The 22,286-nt window shown below is 56.4% G+C and carries 20 protein-coding genes and 4 tRNA genes; 8 read left to right on the top strand and 16 right to left on the bottom strand.

Going from position 1 to position 22,286, the window contains the following annotated elements:
• The first annotated feature begins 7 nt into the window (after positions 1-7).
• The 4 genes from G439_RS0105785 (at position 8) to G439_RS0105770 (ending at position 4,825) form a co-directional block, all read left to right on the top strand.
• Positions 8-1,297 (top strand): ABC transporter substrate-binding protein, encoded by a 1,290-nt coding sequence (locus G439_RS0105785; protein WP_022868241.1) that lies wholly within the window; start codon positions 8-10, stop codon positions 1,295-1,297.
• A gap of 78 nt (positions 1,298-1,375) precedes the next feature.
• Positions 1,376-2,284 (top strand): carbohydrate ABC transporter permease, encoded by a 909-nt coding sequence (locus tag G439_RS0105780; RefSeq protein ID WP_083940815.1) that lies wholly within the window; start codon positions 1,376-1,378, stop codon positions 2,282-2,284.
• Positions 2,274-3,131 carry a carbohydrate ABC transporter permease gene (locus G439_RS0105775; protein WP_022868239.1) on the top strand — a complete coding sequence of 286 codons (858 nt, stop codon included), beginning with the start codon at positions 2,274-2,276 and terminating at the stop codon, positions 3,129-3,131. Before G439_RS0105780 ends, G439_RS0105775 begins: the two co-directional genes overlap by 11 nt.
• A gap of 236 nt (positions 3,132-3,367) precedes the next feature.
• Positions 3,368-4,825 (top strand): MGH1-like glycoside hydrolase domain-containing protein, encoded by a 1,458-nt coding sequence (locus tag G439_RS0105770; protein ID WP_131333548.1) that lies wholly within the window; start codon positions 3,368-3,370, stop codon positions 4,823-4,825.
• A gap of 87 nt (positions 4,826-4,912) precedes the next feature.
• Here G439_RS0105770 and G439_RS0105765 read toward each other — a convergent pair whose 3' ends face one another.
• Both G439_RS0105765 and G439_RS11325 read right to left on the bottom strand, forming a co-directional pair.
• Positions 4,913-5,971: an NAD(P)-dependent alcohol dehydrogenase gene (locus G439_RS0105765; RefSeq protein WP_022868237.1), complete on the bottom strand. Its 1,059-nt coding sequence runs from the start codon at positions 5,969-5,971 to the stop codon at positions 4,913-4,915.
• Between the two features lie 137 nt (positions 5,972-6,108).
• Complete coding sequence (locus G439_RS11325; RefSeq protein ID WP_022868236.1) at positions 6,109-6,918, bottom strand: IclR family transcriptional regulator; 810 nt, start codon at positions 6,916-6,918, stop codon at positions 6,109-6,111.
• Between the two features lie 155 nt (positions 6,919-7,073).
• Here G439_RS11325 and G439_RS0105755 point away from each other — a divergent pair, with 155 nt between their 5' ends.
• Together G439_RS0105755 and G439_RS0105750 are read left to right on the top strand one after the other, a co-directional pair.
• Positions 7,074-7,895: a maleate cis-trans isomerase family protein gene (locus G439_RS0105755; RefSeq protein ID WP_022868235.1), complete on the top strand. Its 822-nt coding sequence runs from the start codon at positions 7,074-7,076 to the stop codon at positions 7,893-7,895.
• Entirely contained in the window at positions 7,892-9,163 is a 1,272-nt protein-coding gene (locus tag G439_RS0105750) for an SLC13 family permease (RefSeq protein ID WP_022868234.1), read from the top strand. Before G439_RS0105755 ends, G439_RS0105750 begins: the two co-directional genes overlap by 4 nt.
• Before the next feature lie 192 nt (positions 9,164-9,355).
• Here the strand turns inward: G439_RS0105750 and G439_RS0105745 are convergent.
• From G439_RS0105745 to G439_RS0105725, 5 genes are all read right to left on the bottom strand, one after another.
• Positions 9,356-9,428, bottom strand: a tRNA-His gene (locus G439_RS0105745).
• Between the two features lie 97 nt (positions 9,429-9,525).
• On the bottom strand, positions 9,526-9,879 hold the full coding sequence (locus tag G439_RS0105740) for a metallopeptidase family protein (RefSeq protein ID WP_022868233.1): 354 nt from the start codon (positions 9,877-9,879) through the stop codon (positions 9,526-9,528).
• Positions 9,880-9,939: 60 nt separating this feature from the next.
• Complete coding sequence (locus G439_RS0105735) at positions 9,940-10,857, bottom strand: ATP-grasp domain-containing protein (protein WP_022868232.1); 918 nt, start codon at positions 10,855-10,857, stop codon at positions 9,940-9,942.
• Positions 10,858-10,925: 68 nt separating this feature from the next.
• A complete protein-coding gene (locus G439_RS0105730) occupies positions 10,926-12,065 on the bottom strand; it encodes a D-alanine--D-alanine ligase family protein (RefSeq protein WP_022868231.1) in 1,140 nt (379 codons plus the stop codon).
• A gap of 51 nt (positions 12,066-12,116) precedes the next feature.
• The gene (locus tag G439_RS0105725; RefSeq protein ID WP_022868230.1) at positions 12,117-13,154 is read right to left on the bottom strand and encodes an NAD(P)H-dependent glycerol-3-phosphate dehydrogenase; all 1,038 of its coding nucleotides are present in this window, start codon (positions 13,152-13,154) and stop codon (positions 12,117-12,119) included.
• A 69-nt stretch (positions 13,155-13,223) separates the two neighbouring features.
• On the opposite strand from G439_RS0105725, the gene G439_RS12765 reads away from it, so the two are divergent.
• On the top strand, positions 13,224-13,910 hold the full coding sequence (locus tag G439_RS12765) for an AMIN-like domain-containing (lipo)protein (protein WP_022868229.1): 687 nt from the start codon (positions 13,224-13,226) through the stop codon (positions 13,908-13,910).
• A 1-nt stretch (position 13,911) separates the two neighbouring features.
• Here G439_RS12765 and G439_RS0105715 read toward each other — a convergent pair whose 3' ends face one another.
• The 5 genes from G439_RS0105715 to leuC all read right to left on the bottom strand — a co-directional run bounded on the left by G439_RS0105715 (position 13,912) and on the right by leuC (position 19,136).
• Positions 13,912-14,610 carry a lysophospholipid acyltransferase family protein gene (locus G439_RS0105715; RefSeq protein ID WP_022868228.1) on the bottom strand — a complete coding sequence of 233 codons (699 nt, stop codon included), beginning with the start codon at positions 14,608-14,610 and terminating at the stop codon, positions 13,912-13,914.
• A 28-nt stretch (positions 14,611-14,638) separates the two neighbouring features.
• Complete coding sequence (locus G439_RS0105710; protein ID WP_022868227.1) at positions 14,639-15,577, bottom strand: diacylglycerol/lipid kinase family protein; 939 nt, start codon at positions 15,575-15,577, stop codon at positions 14,639-14,641.
• Between the two features lie 3 nt (positions 15,578-15,580).
• Positions 15,581-16,906, bottom strand: coding sequence for a UDP-N-acetylglucosamine 1-carboxyvinyltransferase (gene murA, locus G439_RS0105705; RefSeq protein WP_022868226.1), 1,326 nt, complete (start codon positions 16,904-16,906; stop codon positions 15,581-15,583).
• A 135-nt stretch (positions 16,907-17,041) separates the two neighbouring features.
• The gene (leuD, locus tag G439_RS0105700) at positions 17,042-17,710 is read right to left on the bottom strand and encodes a 3-isopropylmalate dehydratase small subunit (RefSeq protein WP_022868225.1); all 669 of its coding nucleotides are present in this window, start codon (positions 17,708-17,710) and stop codon (positions 17,042-17,044) included.
• 25 nt (positions 17,711-17,735) lie between these two features.
• Positions 17,736-19,136, bottom strand: coding sequence for a 3-isopropylmalate dehydratase large subunit (leuC, locus tag G439_RS0105695; RefSeq protein ID WP_022868224.1), 1,401 nt, complete (start codon positions 19,134-19,136; stop codon positions 17,736-17,738).
• Between the two features lie 174 nt (positions 19,137-19,310).
• On the opposite strand from leuC, the gene G439_RS0105690 reads away from it, so the two are divergent.
• Positions 19,311-20,045 (top strand): IclR family transcriptional regulator, encoded by a 735-nt coding sequence (locus G439_RS0105690; RefSeq protein ID WP_022868223.1) that lies wholly within the window; start codon positions 19,311-19,313, stop codon positions 20,043-20,045.
• Positions 20,046-20,264: 219 nt separating this feature from the next.
• Here the strand turns inward: G439_RS0105690 and G439_RS0105685 are convergent.
• The 4 genes from G439_RS0105685 to gltX form a co-directional block, all read right to left on the bottom strand.
• A tRNA-Glu gene (locus G439_RS0105685) sits at positions 20,265-20,337 on the bottom strand.
• Between the two features lie 41 nt (positions 20,338-20,378).
• Positions 20,379-20,451: transfer RNA gene (locus G439_RS0105680), tRNA-Glu, on the bottom strand.
• A 32-nt stretch (positions 20,452-20,483) separates the two neighbouring features.
• Positions 20,484-20,555: transfer RNA gene (locus tag G439_RS0105675), tRNA-Gln, on the bottom strand.
• Positions 20,556-20,655: 100 nt separating this feature from the next.
• Positions 20,656-22,161 carry a glutamate--tRNA ligase gene (gene gltX / locus G439_RS0105670; protein ID WP_026459438.1) on the bottom strand — a complete coding sequence of 502 codons (1,506 nt, stop codon included), beginning with the start codon at positions 22,159-22,161 and terminating at the stop codon, positions 20,656-20,658.
• Between the last annotated feature and the right edge of the window lie 125 nt (positions 22,162-22,286).

The raw sequence follows: 22,286 nt of genomic DNA, 5'->3' as shown, positions 1-22,286 counted from the left end.
GACAACGATGTCACTCAGAAGAATCACCTCTTTTGCCATCGCCTCAGTACTCGCGTTCTGCACAGTCGCAGGATGCTCCACAGGAGGAAGCACCAACAGATCGGGAGGAACTGTCACTTGGTCAACATGGGGTAACCCAGAAGAACTTGCCGTTTTTGAAGAATTCAACAAGAACTTCATGAAGCGCCACCCCGATATCAAAATCGATTTCCAACCCGTCGCCTCTTACACCGACTATCACTCCAAACTCACAACACAATTGACCTCCGGCACGGCACCCGACGTCTTCTACGTCGGAGATGACCGAATCGCCTCATTGGTAGCCAACAATGTTCTCGAACCCCTCGACCCACATCTGACAGACACCGCGGCTATTAAACTTGACGATTTCTCCGAGCGAATCTACCAAGTGGCCCAACTCAACGGCACCACTTACGCCCTACCGAACGACGTCAATCCAGACGCCTTTTGGTACGACAAACAAGCTCTCGCGCAAGCCGGTATCACCGAAGACCCCGCTGAACTGGCCGCCAACGATCAATGGACTACGCAAGCCTTCTTCTCAATGACGCGCAAACTTGCCGAAGCAGGTATGACAGGCGCAGCATTCTGGAACTACTGGTCAACCACCAATTCCATCATCGAATCCCAAGCAGGCCCCGTATACACCGACGGCGTATACACTGCCAACACAAACCCAGTCGCCATTGACGCCGTTCAGCAATGGGCCGATCGCTTCGCATCTGGAGAACTAGCAGTCGCCGACCTCATGCCCGCTGGACAAGATGCCGACACCTTGTTCGTCACTCACCAGCTTGGTTTCCTCGTGCAAGGGCGCTACACCGTTGCCACTGTTGAAGGCTCGGGCAACTCCATGGACGACTACGACGTCGTACGTTGGCCGACCCCGGACGGCACCGCCGCCTCAACCGGCGTGGCCTCCTCTTTCCTCGCTATCAACAAGAATGCCGCCGACAAAAATGCCGCATTCACTTTCTTCTCCGAGTTCTTGTCACAAGAAGGTCAGACATTACGCCTATCGAACTCTGGAAACGCGCTGCCTTCAATCACAGGAGTCGACGATATCGTCACCGAGTCAGGTAAGCCCGCTCACATCGCAACACTCATCGACATGAGAGATCAAGGATTCGCAAACTACCAGGTTGAGGCGGCTGTACCCGACCTATCCAACACCATTGCGAATGACTACATGTTGCCCATTTACCAAGGAAAACTCACCGCTCAGGAAGGTCTAGACTCCATCGAAAAACTGGTCAAGGAATCAGTGAACAACTGATTGAGCCAAAGAGTTAGTATCATGACCAATTTGCCGCCAACCAGCGGCGTCCGTGAAGGCCTCATGGAGGAGGCGCACATGCCCAGCACTCAGTACGTCTCCTCCAAGGCCCCCTGGCGGCGCAGAGACTCCTATTGGGCCATTTTCTTCCTGGCTCCTCAGTTCATCGGGACTGTAGTATTCACCGTTATTCCATTCCTCCTAGCATTCGCCCTAGCATTCACCGACTGGAATGGCTTCGGTCCGCTACAATTCATCGGATTTACCAACTTCACCAAGCAGATCTCTGATCCACTGTTCATCAGAGCCGTTGCTAACACCTTGGCACTAGCCGCAATCACCGTCCCCGTCGGACTTTTCCTTGCCATCATCATCGCAGTGCTGCTCAACAAGATTCGCAGCAAGACCGTCTACATGGTGATGTTCTTCGCACCCGTCGTTACTTCGTCGGTAGCTGTCGCCTTAATCTGGCAACAGCTCCTGAGGGTAGACGGAGCACTGTCGACCACGATTGCGGCTATCACTGGCCTAGAGGCACCCGACTGGCTGAGCAACCCACGACTGACGCTCATTGCCGTCAGCGCAGTAACAATCTGGTCATCGCTGGGACTCAACGTCGTAATCTTCCAGGCTGGCCTACAGAACATCAGTCCATCGGTCCTGGAAGCCGCATCGATCGATGGGGCATCAGCCTTGCGCTGCTTCCGATCCGTGATTTTACCAATGCTATCTCCCACCATTTTCTTTCAGTCCATTATCGCCTTCATTTCGTCGCTTCAGGCGTTCGATATTGTCTTCGTCCTCGTTAAAAACGCGGGACCAGACAATGCAACAAGAACGATCGTCTACCACATCTACGAACTGGGCATGGAGAAGGGACAAATGGGGATGTCCTCGGCCGCTGCTGTGATCCTGCTCATCCTCTCCGCCGTCATTACGATCATTCAGTTCGGCTTCGAGAAGAGGTTCGTCCACTATGAGAACTGAACGTTCACGGCGTCTTCCCCGAATACGACTCTCAGCCCTCACCATCCATTTCGCCTTGGCAGTTGGTGCCATCGCTATGTTTGCGCCATTCGTATGGATGGTTCTGACAGGATTCAAAACTCTGCCGCAAATCCTTAAAGAACCGCTGAGTTTCATACCACATCCGTGGACCACGCAAAACTTCACTGACGCATGGACCCAAGCTCCCTTTGTCCAGGCATACGCAAATTCGGCCTACATCACAATCGCCATCGTCTGTGGTTCCCTTATCACCACATCGATGGCGGGCTATGCCTTCGCGCGTATTGAGTTCCCCGGGAGCCGCTGGCTATTTGGAGTCATCCTGGTCAGTCAGATGATCCCGAAGCAGGTAACCCTGATCCCCTTCTACCTATTGATGGCAAAGATCGGATGGGTGGACTCTCACTTATCGCTGATGATCCCGGGAATCCTGGTCAATCCTTTCGGCGTATTTTTGGCCCGTCAGTTCATTCTGTCAATTCCCAAGGAATTGGAGGAGGCTGCGACGGTGGATGGAGCTTCTCGTCTGCGTATCTACTGGCAGATCATTCTTCCACTGATCCGTCCGGGTTTGGGAGCTCTAGCGATCATCGTCGCATTGGATGCGTGGAATAACTTCCTCTTGCCGTTGGTTCTGCTCAATCGTTCCCAACTCTTCACCGTGCCGCTGTTGTTGTCGCAGTTCCAAGGTCAGTTCGGCGGCATCAACACCGGGTTGATCATGGCGGCGACAGCTGTGTCGACCATTCCAATGCTCATCGCATTCATCATTGGCCAGAAGCAAATCATGTCGTCGTTGGCGTCATCGGGTCTGGGGGGACGATGACAGCAGGCACATTTTCTTCAAGTTCAACTCGATGCGACTTGCCCTTCGTTGACCTCGACCACGTTGCTTTCAGCGTTCCTCAGTCAAGACTGATCGTTACTAGACAAGGAAACGACCTTCATATTCACGAGGTTCGTTACGAAGTTCCACTTGACTCGTGCCTTCTTGCCATCGCATCCTTCAGGCCACACGGACATAAAATCGATACCATTTCCTGGACCGCTCAAGGTGCGCATTTGAGAACCGATGGAGCCAGCTTGGCGATCATGGGTGAACGCGTTTATCTCGGGCGAGACGAGTATGCGGGCTCTTGGCGATTGCGGGTAGTTGATCCTCAACGAATCGCAGTCAGAGAGCAGGACGATGCTCTGATCGTCAGCGTGCGAGACGACGATGCATCTTGCCAAGGACGCACAGCGCGGGAAGGAGAAGGAACAACAAACACTTCCTTAGGGTCTGATTCCTTCGCAGACTTCGGGGCAGCCGCGGATCGAGTTGTCGACGACTGGATGGCACGCATGCCAGAGTGTGCACCCCACCGCCTCTCAATGATGCGCGAGTGCTGGTGGACACTGGGGATCAACACCATCGACATGCTGATTGATGGACTCGAACAACGGGTCATTGTGCCTTCGAAACGCGGCTACGTTGGCCTATGGCAGTGGGACGCGTATTTTATTGCAATGGGTGTGGCTCATGGTGACCTAGATCTTGCCCTCCAGCAGTTCCATATCGCAATGCGTTTTCAGGGCGATGATGGTCAGCTTCCCGATGTCGTCCACGAGAATGGAGTGCTGGCCTCATCCGATGACTTGCCTCCTGCTGATCGCCTGAAATTGGAAGCAGATGGCTCGGCCAGCATTGGCCTCGGTGCTGTTCCCCTCACTAAACCACCATTGACCGCCTGGGCATTGGAGCAGGTGCTCGCATTCTGCCCGCCCTCGGTACGTGCCCAGCAAATCAAGCGGTTCTCCCACTCTATAGCGAAAAGCCAGGAATGGTGGTTCGCAAGCGGGGGCCGCCCGATGTACGCCCACCCCTATTCCTCAGGCTTGGACGACAGCCCCATATTCGACTACGAGTTGCCTGTAGAAACTGCGGATCTACTGGCCTACCTCGTGCGACAAGATGAAATACTTGCTTCGTGGCACCAGCAGGAACTGCTGAGCTCAAGCAATACCACTAATTTCTACGCTCGTCGTGCGCAAAATACCCGTCATTTCCTACTAGAACTATGGGATCCCGATGAGCTGATGTTCATCGCGCGTAACGACCACCGCCAGATCAAACATCGCACAATCGTTCACTTGCTCGCCTCATTCGCAGGAGGCCTTCCAGAAGAGATCAGTCGGCACCTAGTCAATGATATCCAATCTGGGAACCGCTTCTCCTCACAGTATTCACTACCCGTCGTCTCTTTCGAGGACGAGGCCTACCGCCCGGACATCATGTGGCGCGGACCGGTCTGGGCCAATACCGCATACCTCGTTGCCGACGGTATGCAGGCTTGTGGTCATGAAAGACTCGCCCAAAAACTACGTGCAGCAATCATGAAGATGATCGAAACTGCGGGTCCAGTCGAGTATGTCAATGCGGTAACCGGGGTGCGCTGCGACCAGGCAGCCTCGGCATTCTCCTGGTCAGCCGCCCTGTATGTGGACCTCGCGGTACGAGAGCACCTAGCACTCGGGTAAACGACAGACCTTCACGTCCATTCGGAGTGATGCCGTGGTATCGGTTGCAAGAAAAACAATCGATACCACGGCTCCAAGGGGCACGATTCAGAACGTCGCTGTGTCAATCACGTAGCGATAACGAACTTTGGATGCCACCACGTTGTCATATGCGGCAGTAATGTCCTCTCCCCCAATGATCTCAACCTGCGGGGCGATGCCGTTCTGCGCACAGAAATCGAGCATCTCCTGGGTTTGGGCGATGCCTCCGATCTGGGAACCAGCAAGCGCCTTGTTGCCTCCACACAATGCCGCCAGGTGAATCTTCGAGGGGTGTTCAGGCAGACCAACATCGACGAAAGTGCCAAACGGCTTGAGGGTGCGAATAAATGCCGTGTAGTCAAGGTCGTCAGCGCTGACAGTACAGACGATCAGATCGAAAGTACCTGCCAAAGATTCCAGGGTCCCTTCTTCACTGGTAGCGTAGAAGTGCTTGGCACCAAACTTGAGCGCGTCAGCTTCTTTGGAACGGCCTTGAGAGATCACGGACACTTCGGCTCCCATGGCTGCTGCGATCTGAACAGCCATATGGCCAAGGCCTCCCATTCCTACAATCGCAACTTTCTTGCCAGGCCCTGCCTCGTACCGCTTGAGCGGCGAGTACGTCGTGATCCCAGCGCACAGCAACGGCGCTGCCGTCTCAAAGGGGATTTCGTCTGGGATGTGGCAAGCAAAGCGCTCAGAAACCGTAAACCCTTGTGCGTAACCTCCGGCTGTTGGATTACCGTCAGCGTCGTCGCCGTAGGTCCACAGAGTGCCCGGTAGGCCGCCCTCTGTGCCAACGCAGAATTGTTCATAGCCTGCGTTGCAGTATTCGCATTGTCCACACGAGTTGGTCATGCAGCCCACGCCCACCTTGTCACCGACGGAGAACTTGGTGACGCCCTCGCCAACGGCAGCAACGATGCCCGCGATCTCGTGGCCGGGGACGATCGGGTATTTCTTGGGTCCCCATTCACCGCGAGCGGTATGGATGTCAGAGTGGCAAATGCCCGCGTATTTGACATCAAAGTAGATCTCGCCAGGTCCAGGCTCGCGAAGGGAGATCGTTGTTCTGTGGAACTGGGTGGTGGTGTCGTCTGCTGCGTAGGCGAGAACCTCAGGCATGGGGTGGCTCCTAGAGATGGGGTGAAAGTGGTGTCGCGCCGGATAGGCGACCATCGACCATCCGAGTATGCCACCGAAAAGATTCGGACACCCTAGACACAAGTGCCATCAGCGGAAATTCCGCAAGATCGACCTGATTAGTCCAGGGCATCATTGAGTTCAGTGTTCTGTGCTCGATAACCTAGCGCACTGCTTGCAGCCGTGGCAGCACGTGCAACTAGTGGCCCAAGTTCATCAACATTATTAGGTCCGACTCTTTCGTTGGGAAACCCGATACCCAAGACACCTACAAGTCCCCCATCAAATCCAAAAACCGGCGAGGAAATTGAGCCGACTCCTTCATGGCGCTCGCTGAATGCACTCGCGTAGCCAAGATCCTTCACTCGATCAACATCCGCAAGGAGTACGTCCAACGATGTTGGCGTCGCGTCTGTATAACGAGCTAAGTCAGCATCTTTAAGCTCTAGCCTGAGCTCTTCATCATGGGCAACAAAAACCCTCGCTGCCGCACCGGCATACACCGGCATCACCTGACCAACCGCAAATGGCCTGATGACAACATGCCGTGTGTGTGCCACAGCGACGACAACGCGCCAGAGTCCGTCACGCACGTAGAAGCAGGCGGTTTCACCAGTTTGGTCGCGAAGGTCACGCAGGGCGGGTCGGATTCTTTCGGTAATGTCGAGGGCGGCCGTTCCGGCTGAAGCCCACCGTAGCACTCGAACTCCGACGCTATACATGTTGCCTTCGCGGTGTAGGTAGCGTTCCCTGGTCAAATTTTGGACAAGACGCTGGGTTGTAGAAGCTGCTAGTCCCGCTTTTGATCCAATTTGCTGAAGGGTGAGCTCAGGCTCATCCAGAGTGAATGCATCGAGAATCCTGCTGATTTTATCGAGGACGAGAAGACGATTCCCGCCGTCGTCTCGAGCAGTGCCTTTTGTAGCCACAATTTCCCCGCAGTTCTCTTCATCGGCTTCTTGATAGGAACGATTCTATCTTCTTCCCAAACCACCACGAATCCCACAATGCGGGTTTACAACTCACATTGTGGCCTTATATAGTGATTTTAAAACTCACAATACGAGACTACGAGGAGGTAGTGATGTCTACATTCACACCCGCATTTCACACGGCCCAAGAACAAGGAATTAGCCGAATTGGGCTGATTGTTCCATCGTCTAACACCACAATGGAAACAGAATTACCAGAACTCTTTGCCCGGCAAACGGCTGCAACCGGACACCGCTACACATTCCACTCAGCCCGGGCAGCCCTCAAGAACGTCACAACTGAGGAACTTCTTGCAATGGTCGCTCGAGCAGGCGATTGCGCCACGCAGGTCGCCGAAGCCGGAGTCGATGTGATTGCTTACGCTTGCCTCGTTGCAGTCATGGCACAGGGTCCCGGAGCGCACGTCGGATCTGAGGCAACGATTAAAGAAGCCGCAGAAGCTGCGGGGCATCCTGCACCCGCCGTTTCCTCCGCTGGCGCAGTAGTGCGTACGCTCGAAGCAATGGGGGCGAAAAAAGTTGCGATGATCGCCCCCTACATGCCGCCGCTAGTTGCTATGACTCGAGACTACATCACCGGATCTGGAATTGAGGTTTCCCAGGCAATCGGACTCTCCGTCTCGGACAATCTTCAGGTTGGGTGCCTCAACCCGAACAATCTCGTCTCATTATCACAGGATCTTGATCTTGACGGAGTTGACGCTGTTCTCCTCTCCGCCTGCGTGCAAATGCCGTCACTGCCAGCCGTCCAAGTTGTAGAAGACGCGCTCGGAAGCGTCCCCGTAATTACTGCGGCAACCGCAACCACTTACGAAACCCTCATGGCGCTCGGCCATGAGCCTCGCATTAGCGGAGCTGGCCGACTGCTCAGCGGGCAATCAATCGAATCACTCTGCACAGGAGCCGAAGCATGAGCCTGAATGTTATCGCTTTCGCGGTTCTCGCCGTAATCTTCATTTGGGGAACATTCACCCGAGTGAATGCCGGAGTCATCGCCTTTGCAGCAGCATTTATTTTCGGCCCTCTCGTCTTCGACGTTTCTGTCAAAGAAGTTATCGGAGGATTCCCCTCAAGCCTGTTCTTCACGCTGATGGGTGCAACCTTGCTCTTTGCGATTGTCAAAGTCACTGGCACGATCCAGCTCATGTCAGATTTCGCCGAAAGACTGGCACACGGAAGACGTCGACTCATTCCAGTTCTGATGTTCCTCCTGATCACAGTGCTGTGCGCTGCTGGCGCATTCACACCAGCAGCCGTTGCAATCGTCGCGCCGGTAGCACTGGAACTAGCTCACCGTTTCAAAATCTCACGACTCGCTATGGGCTTCGTCATCGTTAACGGAGCAAACGCTGGTGCTTTCTCGCCGACCAATCCTTTCGGCGTGATCTCAAATCAGATGCTCCAAGATGCGGGATTAACAAATGGAGCATTTCCGCTCATGGTTGCGACCTTCGCTTTCAACGCACTTTTGGCTTTCTTGTCATATGTTGCTGCCAACGCGCTAGCACGCGCGATCGATAAGGGCAAGAACACAGAAGGTATGGCCGATGTAGCTACACAGGAAGAACGGGTACTGAATCTTAAGCCGACCCTCATGCAGGTTCTTACGCTGGTCTCTCTAGCCGTTGTGCTAGTTCTGACTCTATTCTTCAGCGTAGATGTGGGTGTGGGAGCCATTATCTTGTCACTCGTCCTCATCACAATAGATTCTTCGATCCAGAAGAAAGCCTTCGACGCCGTTCCATGGTCAGCGGTTCTATTGGTGACAGGTATCGTCACCTACGTCAATCTTCTGTCGACGATGGGAGCCATTGATGCACTGCAAGAAGGCATTGCAGCAATGGGCAGCGGTTCAACTGCTGCCTTGGTCACCTCTTACGTTGTAGCAGCAGTTTCAACCTTCGCTTCGACCACGGGAACTTTAGGCACAATTGCTCCAATTACGGTCAGCATTGCAGCCGATCCGATGGTCTCAGCCCTCGGCACAGTGATTGCTGTGTCTATTGCTTCTGCTGCGGTCGATTCAAGCCCGATGTCCACGGCAGGCGCATTGCTCATTACGAATGCTCCAGAGGGACAGGAAAAGTTGTTCTTCCGAGCACTCATCGGATGGGCAATTCTGATGGTTGCGGTCGTTCCTTTGGCTGTCTGGTTCATCTTCGTCGAAACCGGACTGTTCTAATCAGACGGATCACCAAAGGGCCCTCCACCGTTGTCGATGGAGGGCCCCTCACTTCCCGCTCTTCCGCCGAGAGCAGACTTTGTGGTTAAAATTCGGCATTTTCGAAGCCGAAAACAACCACAAGGTCTGCTCTCGGCGAGAATGAGCGCAAAAGTAAAATCCCCGAGGCGCTTGGCCTTGGAGATTGAACCGGGTGGCTGACGGGACTCGAACCCGCGACGTCCTGGACCACAACCAGGTGCTCTACCAACTGAACTACAGCCACCATCGTTGCCACAAGTGCAACGCAGGAAACTCTACCAAAGACTTGCAGCGAGACGAAATCGCAGACAACACCGTTACCGTGTCATCCCCCACAACACTTAGGCCCATCCCATCTCGTGAAGCTGCTCGTCATCAAGCCCAAAATAGTGACCAATTTCGTGAACGACGGTAATCCGAACTTCTTCGGCCACTTCTTGCACACTGTCACATATCGCCAACGTGGGGTTACGGAAGACCAGCACCCGATCAGGGAGAAAGCCTGCGTAGTCTCCGCGCTCAGTCAAAGCAACGCCGTCATACAAGCCAAGCAGGTCCGAGGGTTCCCCTTCCGGAGGGTCATCCTCGACAAAAACCGCCACGTTGTCCAGCTGTGCCCAAAACTCCTCAGGAATCTTATCGAGGGCGTCAGTGACGAGAGTTTCGAAGTCCTCCCGACTCATTTCAACGGCCACGTCACGGCTCCTACTTGCGCACCGCTGGCCCAGAAAAGCCCATCAGCAAACCCGTCTGCCTCACCAGTGGGCTCGCACCGAGATCGCATCGGCAAAGTTACCTAGAGCCTCTGGCGTCGCACCCAAATACAGGTCAGCATCCACCAACGACACCTCCATCACCAGGAAGGACCCTTCGCCGTCTGGAACGAAGTCCACCCGGTTAAACAAGAAGAGCTCATCACGGCCAGTGCGCTCACGCACATAGGAATGCAGGACTTTACGAATCTCCTCACCCCACTGCCATGCCTGCGTGTTTGCGGTATCGGCAGTCACCACAGCCTCATGCACATTCGGATCGGAGATCGACGAGGGATGCAGCGCCGGATGCTTCTCCACCGAATGAGATACCAATCCGTTGAAGAACACCAACGAAATCTCGCCGTGGGTATCGACCTGCTCCACGTAGCGCTGGATCATCACAGGGCGCCCTTTGCCCAACAGCTCCTGCACCTGAGCGATAGCAGCCTGACGCTGAGAGGTTGAATTTGTCGTGTATCGACCAATGTCACGTACACCTGAAGACACAGCAGGTTTGACAATGAACTCACCCGACGCGGGGAATCGCGTATGAATCTGGTGCTTCGTCAGATTCTGCTCGGGCTCCAACCATGTCGTAGGAATGGTCGGCAGGCCACGCTTGGCCAAGGATCGCAGGTAGGTTTTGTGGGTGTTCCACTGCAGGATGTCAGGGTGGTTGAGTATCTTAGGAACAGTCTTCGTCCACGCTAAGAACTCGTCACGCTGCGTCGGGTAGTCAGACACCGACCGCACAACCACCATTCCTGCTTCGGTCCAGTCAACGTCGGGGTCATTCCAGACTTTAATGGAAGGGTCGCAGCCGCGTTCGGCAAGCGCATCCAAAATGCCTTCCTCACCGCGGTAGAGGTTCGGCATTGTCGAAGAGGTGACCAGTGTGACCTTGGGCTTAGACGTCATGGGCACACAATACCGTTACCGACGCCCCGTCGCGGACTTGAAAACGTGCGCAGCGTCTGGCAAATCGTTCAGCGCAGTCCGAGATCGCGCGAAGCAGCCTCTTCCAACAGCGCATCGAGCAGGCGCGGGTAGTCCAACCCTCCCCTATCCCACATCTGCGGATACATCGAAATCGGCGTGAAACCGGGCATCGTATTCACCTCATTAATGAGGATTGTGCCTGTTTCCTCATCATAGAAGAAGTCGACTCGAGCGAGCCCCTCACATTCGAGGGCTTCGAAAGCCGCGAGCGCGGTACGACGGATTGCAGTAGCGGCATCTTGCGGCAGATCCGCCGGACAGACGAGGCCGATCGCCTCAGTATCGACGTATTTGAGTTCGTAGTCGTAAAACTCCCCTTCGGGTACTTCGATTTCACCCAGAGGAGCGGTGGCTGACTGCCAGCCGTCACGGCCACCGATCACACCACATTCAATTTCACGCCCCGAAACACCGGCTTCAACAATGACCCGCGGATCGTGGTTACGCGCTTCCTTGATGGCCGTAGCCAGTCCTTCTGCCTCATCAACTCGTGAAATACCGATGGAGGATCCCGCACGGCAGGGTTTAACAAACACGGGGAACCCAAGTCCGGCGGCGCGATCCACACATTCTTGCGGGTCAAGTTCCCACTGGCTGGGCGTAATAAGTTCCCAGTGACCGACATTGATTCCTGCGGCAGCCAGAACAGTCTTTGTCAGATGCTTATCCATACAAATCGCCGACGAGGTCACGCCGCAGCCCACGTATCGTACATCAGCCATCTCGAACAGCCCCTGGATTGTGCCGTCTTCCCCGTAGGGGCCGTGCAGCAGAGGTAACACGATGTCGATACGCCCCAGGTCCTCGGCGCCCACAATGCGCGACTCTGGGGATTCAGGGTCGCCCTCGTAGGTGAACTCGATCATCGATCCGCCGCCGGGGGTCAACGCTACGCGCGTGGCACCGGCTTGGACGCTTTGGCCGCGACCGTTACGGAACTCGAAGGCTTGCGGATCATCCTCGACGCGCACCCACTGACCATCGCGAGTGATCCCTAAAGGCAGCACGTCCCATTTCGTGCGGTCGATGGCGCGCAGAATGCCTGCTGCGGTTGCGCAGGAGACCTCGTGCTCACCGGATCGGCCGCCAAAGACGATAAGGACGCGAGGGCGAGTTGCTTGAGTCATGCCGACAACCCTAACCCTGGGATCTAGATCGGCAAGAATGCATCGCCCTGGTTAGAGCAGTTCGATTTTCCACCCATCCATTTTTTGGGGGCGCCCCAGAAGCATCTCCCCCATTTCTTCGATCGTTGCTTCACCCGAAACGACACGCACCACCGCTTCCGTGATGGGCATGTCAACGCCGTGGGAGCGCGCCAGTGACAGGATTGGCGAGGCCGCGCGCACGCCCTCGACAACGCCGGAGGAGCGTTCCAGTGCTTCTGGCAGACTCAAACCGCGACCCAACCTGTGCCCCAAAGAGAAGTTGCGGGAGAGCTTGGATGAGCAGGTGGCCATGAGGTCACCGATTCCGGCAAGGCCCGAAAAGGTTCCCGGATCTGCTCCCAGGGCGGTCCCTAGGCGCGTCATCTCAGCCAGTCCCCTGGTGATCAATGTTGAACGGGTATTGAGGCCCAGGCCCAATCCTTCTGCGGCTCCAATGGCAACCGCGATGACATTCTTTGTTGCCCCGGCAATCTCTGTTCCAATGACATCACCGGACACGTACGGCCGGAAATAGGAGTTGTGGCAGGCCTTGGCGATAGCAACGGCAAGCGCCTGGTTTTGTGAGGCAACTACTGTGGCGGTGGGATGGTGTTCAGCGATTTCGCGGGACAAGTTGGGGCCAGACATGACGGCCACCCGTGAGGAATCCACCTGTGCGGCCTCGGCGACAATCTGGTCGACGGTCTTGAGGGACTCGAGTTCTAGTCCCTTAGCCAAGGAAACGATGGCTGTGTCTGGGCCCAAGGCTGGTCGCGCTTGCTCCAGGGCGGGACGAACGCCTGCCACGGGTACCACCACCGCGACCAGATCGGCGCCCGTAACGGCCTCGGTAATGCTGGTAGTTGCACGGATCGTGTCAGATAATTCGATGCCAGGAAGATACCGGGAATTTTCCCCCGTGTTGATCAGGTCGACTACTCCTTGGCTGCGTCCCCACATCGACACTGAGTGTCCGGCATCAGCCAGAACCTGGGCGAAAGTCGTTCCCCACGCGCCGGTTCCCAGAACTGCAACCCTTCGAATCTCAATTCCTGCGTCTGTCGTCATGGCCCGCACACTACTAGGATCGTTGGTGCAACTCAGCGTGGGACGCCCCCACTCGTCCAAGGAGGCCGAATGTCCAATCGTCGTGCACGTAATCTTTACGCCGTCATGGTGCCGCTTGTGGCTTTGGGTTTGGCAGCGTGCTCGCCCAACTCGGATGCAACTTCTGGCACCCAGAGCACCGCCTCCCCATCGGCCCAGTCGCAGTCCACGCAACCTCAGTCCTCTGACACATCAGCACAGTCTGCGGCTGCAGCCGCTCAAGATGCCCTGACAGCGAGCGCTAAGGCAGCCGAGGCGACAATGACGACACCGATTAACGGCGATGCGTGGGTCACGTCCTTGGAGCCCCTCGAACCGACATATTCCGCCCCGGGCCTAGTGTTCCACGACATGCGAGTGGGTGAACATGATGGTTTCTACCGCGTCGTCATTGAGTTTGCTGGCCAGGGCACACCTGGACTCATGCAATCGTGGGCCGACAAGCCGCTCGAACAGGGACGAGGACGCGAACTACCCGTTCAGGGCCCAGCCTGGCTCGACCTCGTACTGACTGGTACGACAATGCCGGTAACCGACGGCCTCAACGCCCTGTATTACGACGGTGAACGCCAGATGCAAATTGGCCCACTTGACGTGCGAGAGGACGGCACCTTTGAGGACACCACCCATATCGTCATTGGAATGGATGAGGCTCGCGAGTTCCAGATCGGATTCCTTGAGAGCCCGGCCCGCGCGGTCATTGACATTAGGAAGTAGCTCAGGCTTTGGGGTCCCAGAGTTGCTCGGGCCCCTGTTCTCCTCGGATCTCTTCTAAGCCCGCAACGACGGCCTGCTCCATCCTGCGCGTAGCTTCAGCCACCGCCTCGTGATCTTGCGAGCCTCGTTCGCTCATCAGGTCGGATAGGTCGATGGGGGTACCAAAGCGGTAGTGAATAGGGCGACGAGGACGCAGGTCAATGCCGAACTTGTAGGGACGCAGAACCTTCTGTGCTCCCCACTGGGATAGTGGAATCACTGGGACGCCCGTGTCCAAAGCCAGCCTGGCAGCCCCGGATTTGAAGGCCATCGGCCACATCTGCGGGTCACGTGTCAAAGTGCCCTCCGGATAGATGCCGACTACTTCGCCGCCCAGGAGTGCCTGGCGCGTGGGGGCTAGAACTGCCGACGGTTCAACAGTGCGATCAACGGGGATCAATCCCATCCCCTTGAAGATCCAGCCAAAAAAGGGCACGGAGAACATGGACTTTTTCGCCATGTAACGCACCGCCACATCCCTCTTCATGAAGAACCAGCAGGAGCACACAGGGTCAATATTCGACAGGTGGTTGGCAACCAGTAGGTACCCGCCCTCGGATGGAAGGTTTTCGGTTCCGGTCGCTTCAAACTTGATCCACGGGCCCATGAGAGGGGTCAGTACTGCCTTGGCGAAACGGTAGAACCCTATTACTCGACTCATGGATCCCGATCGTAGTGGCAGGGCCTCGCTAAATGAGGACGTCTACAACGTGCGGCGCAACCTCGGCCGTGAATGGGATCCGAGCCACGCGATCACCGTCGGCCATGGCGATCATGCCTGCCGGTTCAAGGACCTCGATGGTGTGGATCGTCCGGCAACTCAAAACATCTCCGCGAGCCGCGCGCCCCGCAAGAGCTCGAGCCAGAATGGGCAGAGCTTTCATTGCCGACACGGGGCCTGCGTGCATAAGTTCGATGACACCATCATGAAGATCAGACTCAGGCACCAAAGTGATGCCGCCACCAAAGCGCCCCGAATTTGATATGGACGCCAGCCATCCACCTAAGTCCGTTTCTTCACCATCGACGAGGGCGCGAATGGGCTGGTGCTGGTGAGTGGTGAAGGCTGCGACAGCCCCATAGCCGTAAGCCAAAGGACCGTTGTTGAGGGAAGACTCGTTCGCGATGAGGTTAGCTTTGGCGTCGACTCCCAAAGAAATGACGCCCAGCACCAGGCGTTTACCGTCAGCTGAATTGACCCAGATGCCATCCAAACCACGGATGCGCTCGACGAAACCATCGTTTTCTTCGATCAGGCCGAGGCCGGCGAGCGCCCTCGCCCTTTCAATGGGATCCGTGCCAATTCCTAACGCACGACACAGGTCATTACCTCGCCCGCCGGGAATCGGGGCAAAAACTAAGCCCGACTCGAAGCATCCGCGAGCTGTAGCCGCAATATAGCCGTCGCCTCCCAGGGCGGCGGTCACGTCCTCGTTCGTCGATGCAGCAATCGCAACCGGATCGTCGGAGGCCGAAGTCACTGACACTCTGACGTGCCAATCTCCCGCACGGAGGATACTCACAACACGCCTGCCTGCCCCCACTGATCGACCACCAGCAGACATGGAGGAGATGAGCAGATGGATGCTGCGACGGCCTACGCAGCCGGAATCAATATTGGATCCCATGCGTCATTGGGAAACGTAGTCGACACGGGCATCGAGTTGGCGCAGCTTAGTGGTGAAGTGCTCGTATCCGCGCGCGATGACATCGATCCCAGACACCGTCGACGTGCCATCGGCAGCAAGGGCAGCAATGAGGTGAGAGAAGCCTCCTCGCAAGTCCGGGACCTCAATGTCGGCCGCGCGCAGAGGGGTCGGGCCTGAGATCACTGCCGAATGGAAGAAGTTACGTTGGCCGAAACGGCACGGAGTTCCGCCCAAGCACTCCCGATAGACCTGAATATTCGCACCCATCTTGCGAAGGGCCTCAGTGAAGCCAAAGCGGTTCTCATACACTGTTTCATGCACGATGGACAGGCCTTGCGCCTGCGTCAACGCGACTACCAAGGGCTGTTGCCAATCCGTCATAAACCCAGGATGCACAGCAGTTTCAAGAGCCAATGACTTAAGCTGCCCGCCAGGATGATAGAAACGAATGCCCTCATTGTCGATGTCGAAGGCTCCCCCAACTTTGCGGAAAGTATTCAGGAAAGTCGTCATATCGGGCTGGTGTGCACCTAGGACATAAATATCCCCGTGGGTGGCCAGAGCAGCAGCAGCCCAAGACGCGGCCTCGATCCGATCCGGCAAGGCCTGGTGTTTGAATCCGGTCATGGATTCAACGCCTTCGATACGGATGGTGCGGTCCGTGTCAACCGAAATGATCGCACCCATCTTCTGCAGCACATTGATCAAATCCATGATCTCGGGTTCAATGGCCGCACCCTTGAGGATGGTTTGCCCCTGGACGCGCACCGCGGTGAGCAGCGTTTGCTCGGTGGCTCCAACGGATGGGAAAGGAAGATCAATAATTGCTCCACGCAGGCCCTCAGCTGGCTGCGTGATGTGGATGCCGTCTGCACGTTTATCCACAATGGCTCCGAATTGACGCAAGCCATCTAGGTGGAAGTCAATGGGACGTCCGCCAATGGCGCATCCACCAAGCTCTGGGATAAAAGCTTCACCAAGTTGATGCAGCAACGGGCCACAGAAAAGGATCGGAATACGCGATGCGCCGCCCAGAGAGTCAATGTCGGAGCGCGAAGCGACCTTGACGTTGGTCGGGTCCAATGTCATGTGGCCGCGCTTCTGGTCGAAGTTGACGCTGACACCGTGCAGGCGCAAAAGGTCAGAGACAACATCAACGTCGCGAATCAGAGGGACATTGCCTAACTGCGACGGGGTATCACCCAGGAGGGAAGCGACCATCGCTTTGGGAACGAAGTTCTTCGCGCCGCGCACGGTAATGGTGCCGTTGAGCGGGTGGCCGCCCTCGACCTTCAGAACGGACGCCATGGTGAATCAACTCCTGACGGTGAGACACGGATCCAGCAGAACAAACTGTGTCCAACTGTAGATGAGGACGGGGCCATCCCACCGGCCACTGACCGTCGGGTGGCCCACATCCTCATTTTTCGTCTAGTCATTTCATCACTGACGCGTCGTGGGCAACCCCAGTTCCACCGGCACCGGCCGGGCGGGTGTGACTTCTTCCTTCGGCAGGTATTTAGCGGGTAAAGTCTTGGGTTTAAAGGACAGGCGTTGAGCTTCGTAAGTGCGAATGGCGTCTTCTTCACGCATTGTTAAGGCGATGTCGTCCAGTCCCTCCATGAGCATCCAGCGCACATAGTCATCAATCTGGAAGGTGCAATGAACTGGGCCACAGGCAACTGTGCGGTCAACGAGTGACACGGTGATTTCGGTGCCCGGCTCGTTTTCGAGGACCTTCCACAAGGATTCGCAGTCCTCTTGGCTGATAATGCCGGTCACCAGGCCTTGCTTGCCTGAGTTGCCGCGGAAAATATCGGCAAACTTGGGGGCGAGCACCACACGGAATCCGTAGTCCTTGAGAGCCCACACGGCGTGTTCACGCGAGGACCCTGTTCCGAAATCGGGGCCTGCTACCAACACTGACCCTGCACTGTAGGCAGGCTGGTTGAGCACGAATTCCGGATCCCCGCGCCAAGCAGCAAAGAGGGCGTCCTCGAAACCCGTTCGAGTAATGCGCTTGAGGTAGACGGCTGGGATGATTTGGTCGGTGTCAACGTTGGAACGACGCAGAGGAACACCAATGCCGGTGTGAGTCGTGAACTTCTCCATGATTACTCCTTGGTTCTCGCGCGTTTCACAGATCCGACGGACTGGACAAGGTGCCGCGAACAGCGGTAGCTGCAGCCACTAGAGGGGACACCAGGTGAGTGCGTCCGCCTTTGCCTTGGCGTCCTTCAAAGTTACGGTTCGAGGTCGAAGCCGAACGTTCTCCTGGAGACAGAGTGTCCGGGTTCATTCCCAGGCACATAGAGCATCCGGCATTACGCCATTCGGCTCCGAAGTCCTTGAAGATCTTGTCGAGCCCTTCGGCCTCGGCTTGCAGACGTACGCGCGCAGAACCGGGGACTACGAGCATTCGCAGTCCATCAGCCATTTTTCGACCTTTAATGACAGCTGCCGCTGCGCGTAGATCTTCGATGCGACCGTTGGTGCACGAACCGAGGAACACTGTGTCGACGCGAATATCGCGCATCGGGGTTCCGGCTTTGAGATCCATGTATTCGAGGGCTCGTTCTGCTGCGACCCGCTGGGTTTCATCACCAATTTGTTCGGGGTCTGGCACAGTGGCTGACAGTGGCACGCCCTGACCGGGGTTGGTGCCCCAGGTCACGAAGGGTTCAATATCTTCTGCTTCCAGAATGACCTCTGCGTCGAAGACAGCGTCCTCGTCTGAAGGCAAAGTCTTCCAGTATTCGACTGCGTGATCCCACTCTTCGCCCTCGGGAGCATGGGGACGGCCCTTGATATAGTCGAAGGTGGTCTGGTCAGGAGCGACCATGCCGGCGCGGGCTCCGGCTTCGATGGACATGTTGCAGATGGTCATTCGACCTTCCATCGACAATTCGCGGATGGCTTGGCCACGATATTCGAGAACGTAGCCCTGGCCGCCACCCGTACCGATCTTGGCGATGACCGCCAAGATGATGTCTTTGGCGGTAGAACCGGGCGGTAGGGAACCGTTGACGGTGACGGCCATGGTCTTGAAGGGCGCCATGGGGAGGGTCTGGGTGGCCAACACGTGTTCGACTTGGCTTGTGCCAATACCGAAGGCGAGTGACCCAAAAGCTCCGTGAGTTGAGGTGTGAGAGTCACCACATACGACTGTCAGTCCTGGCTGGGTGAGCCCAAGCTGAGGACCAACCACGTGCACGATGCCCTGGTCCGCGTCGCCGAGGGAGTGCAGGCGGATACCGAACTCTTCGGCATTGGAACGCAGAGTATGGATCTGGGTGCGGCTCGTCTCATCCGCAATCGGTAGATCAATGTCAAGAGTCGGTGTGTTGTGGTCTTCCGTAGCAATAGTCTGGTCGGGCCTGCGGACTTTACGTCCGGCCAAACGCAGGCCTTCGAAGGCTTGCGGACTTGTAACTTCGTGAACCAGGTGTAGATCGATGTAGAGAAGGTCGGGGGCTCCTGCTTCCCCCTTCTTGACGATGTGGTCACGCCACACTTTTTCGGCCATTGTGCCGGTCATGGTGTCCTCCTTCTACGTTTCGTTTGCCGTTGATCGAATCGAATAAAACGGCCCCAAAAGAATTGATCGGAGGTCATGTTTGAGACGCTCCGACGGTTCTTACGATCCCATCGTCAGCCTGTTTCACAATGCGACGACTTGATATCTCACCTAATGAGATGTAAGGATTGATTCATGGAGGACTCGACAACGAGTGGCGTAGGAGTCCTGGACAAGGCCGCAATGGTTCTCGGCGCTTTGGAAGCCGGACCCGCAACCTTGGCCCAGTTGGTCTCCGCCACTGGCCTTGCACGCCCCACGGCCCACCGTCTCGCAGTTGCCCTCGAATACCACCGTATGGTGGCCCGAGACATGCAGGGACGCTTCGTTCTGGGACCGCGGCTCCAGGAGCTTTCATCCGCTGCTGGGGAAGACCGTCTACTGGCTGCAGCCATGCCCGTTCTGCAGGCTTTGCGAGATCACACGAAAGAGTCATCACAGCTATTCCGCCGCCAGGGCGAGTACCGCGTATGTGTGGCCGCCTCAGAACGCGAAATGGGACTGCGTGATTCCATCCCAGTGGGCGCCACTCTGTCGATGAGCGCAGGTTCAGCTGCTCAAGTTTTGCTTGCTTGGGAGGAGCCTGACCGTCTCCACCGAGGCCTGTACGGAGCATCCTTTAACGCCACGATGCTCTCCCAGGTTCGTCGACGCGGATGGGCTCAATCTGTTGGTGAGCGAGAAGCTGGTGTCGCTTCCGTGTCGGCTCCCGTGCGCGGCCCGTCGGGTCGAGTCTTAGCCGCGCTGTCTATTTCCGGACCGATTGAACGTATGGGGCGTCAACCTGGCCGTCAACACGGTCCTTCTGTTGTGGCTGCAGCTAACCGCCTGTCTGACTTCCTGCGCAGTGTCGACGAGGTCGAGTTCTAACTCTCGCTTTGGACGCCGATTCGCACCGAGATCCAGGGTTATCCGTCGACGCCGGTCAGTAGACGAACACCCATCGGCGTATAACGCTGGGCGTCGATGCGTCACCCTGGGCGCAGCCGCGAAACAGCGCGCGTGGCTGCACAACAGTTGAGTTGGTCTCGAGAAGACACTGGTAAAAACACCAAGAGGCGGAACCCAACGGGTTCCGCCTCTCACTTGTACCCCCAACCGGATTTGAACCGGTGTTAACGCCGTGAGAGGGCGTCGTCCTAGGCCGCTAGACGATGGGGGCTTATAACCTGTTTCCAGGTATTTGTTCATCCTGAGGATGAGTACCCCCAACCGGATTTGAACCGGTGTTAACGCCGTGAGAGGGCGTCGTCCTAGGCCGCTAGACGATGGGGGCCTGATCGAGATATTCGCAAAGAATATCGATCGCTGGGGTACCAGGACTCGAACCTAGAATGGCTGAACCAGAATCAGCTGTGTTGCCAATTACACCATACCCCAAGGGCTGTCTCCGCAGACCTTGTGAGTCTTTGGCGACGAAAGAAAACCATAGCCGACCGGCATACCCGATGCCAAATCAGCAATGCGTGGCCCCTCTCACTCAGCCAATTTTGGTCGCCAATTGTTCAATCCGGCGCAGAGTCTCATCCCGCCCCAGGATCGCCATCGAATCAACCACCGGCAAAGACACATTCGATCCGGTCATCGCCACAAACAAAGGACCAAAAGCAAAACGAGGCTTCACCTCCATTTCTTCGACCAGCTTGGCATCCAAAGCCGATTTAATGGCCTTAGGCGTGAACTCACCCAGACCACCCAACACCTCAGATGCGCCGCGCAAAACGTCGCCAGCACTATCGCGCAACTTACCCAGAGCCTTCTCATCGAATTCAATCTGGTCAGCTTCGATGAAGAGGAAGCGCATGAGGGGACCAATCTCGCCCAGCATCTGGATGCGAGTCTGCGCCAGTGGTGCCGCGGCATCAAGGATCCGCTGTTCTTCGGCGTTGAGTTCCTCATACGAGGACGCATCCACCAAGCCATCCCGCTTCAGGAAAGGCACCAGTCGGCCTCTAAAATCCACCACGTCGAGCAAACGAATCTGCTCGGCGTTAATTGCCACAGCTTTCTTCTGGTCGAAGCGAGCAGGATTTGGATTCACATCCGAAATATCAAATGCTTCGGCGAGCTCCCGCATGGAGAAAATATCGCGGTCCGGACCGATCGACCAGCCGAGCAGAGCCAGGTAATTATTCAGTCCCTCAGGGATCATGCCTGCTTCGCGATGGAGTAGCAGATTCGACTCAGGGTCACGCTTCGACAGTTTCTTATTCCCCTCACCCATAACGTAGGGCAAGTGACCAAAGCGCGGCATGAACTTAGCGACGCCAATCTGTTCCAGCGCTCGGTAGAGCACAATCTGGCGGGGCGTTGACGATAGCAGGTCCTCACCGCGCAGAACATGCGTGATCTGCATCAGCGCATCATCAACGGGGTTCACCAGCGTGTAGAGCGGGTCACCGTTAGCGCGCACAATCACGTAGTCCGGCACGGATCCGACCTTGAAAGTGATTTCGCCGCGGATTAGATCGGTGAAGGTGACATCTTCATCAGGCATGCGCATGCGCAGCACAGGCTTACGGCCTTCAGCTTTGAAAGCAGCGATCTGTTCAGCGGACAGATCCCGATCAAAGCCGTCATATCCCAGCTTGGGGTCTTCGCCCTTGGCTTTATGGCGCGCTTCAATCTCCTCGGGAGTCGAGTACGACTCGTAAGCAAAACCCGCATCCAGCAGCTTGGCAGCAACATCCTTATAGATGTCCATACGCTCGGACTGCCGGTAAGGGCCGTGGGGCCCGCCCTTGTCTACGCCCTCGTCCCAATCCAGGCCCAGCCAACGCAAAGACTCGAGGATTTGATCCATCGATTCTTGGGAGTCTCTGGCAGCGTCTGTGTCTTCAATGCGGAAGACAAAAGTGCCTCCCGTGTGGCGGGCGTAAGCCCAGTTGAAGAGGCAGGTGCGGACCATTCCAACGTGGGGGGTTCCTGTGGGCGAGGGGCAGAAGCGGACGCGGACGTCGGCTCCAGTAGCAGTTGTTTCACTCATGATGAGGCCAATCTTACCCTCGTGCTGCCCAAGCACGATTCGCCTGGATGTTGCATTGGCTCACGCTCAGGTTCCCCGGATGCAACTGCGCCGTGGGTGACTACTCTTAAATCAGTAGACATTGC

It is taken from the genome of Schaalia vaccimaxillae DSM 15804 (assembly GCF_000420425.1).
In the GTDB taxonomy this organism is placed as follows: domain Bacteria; phylum Actinomycetota; class Actinomycetes; order Actinomycetales; family Actinomycetaceae; genus Pauljensenia; species Pauljensenia vaccimaxillae.
This window is presented reverse-complemented; position numbering and strand designations above follow the sequence as displayed.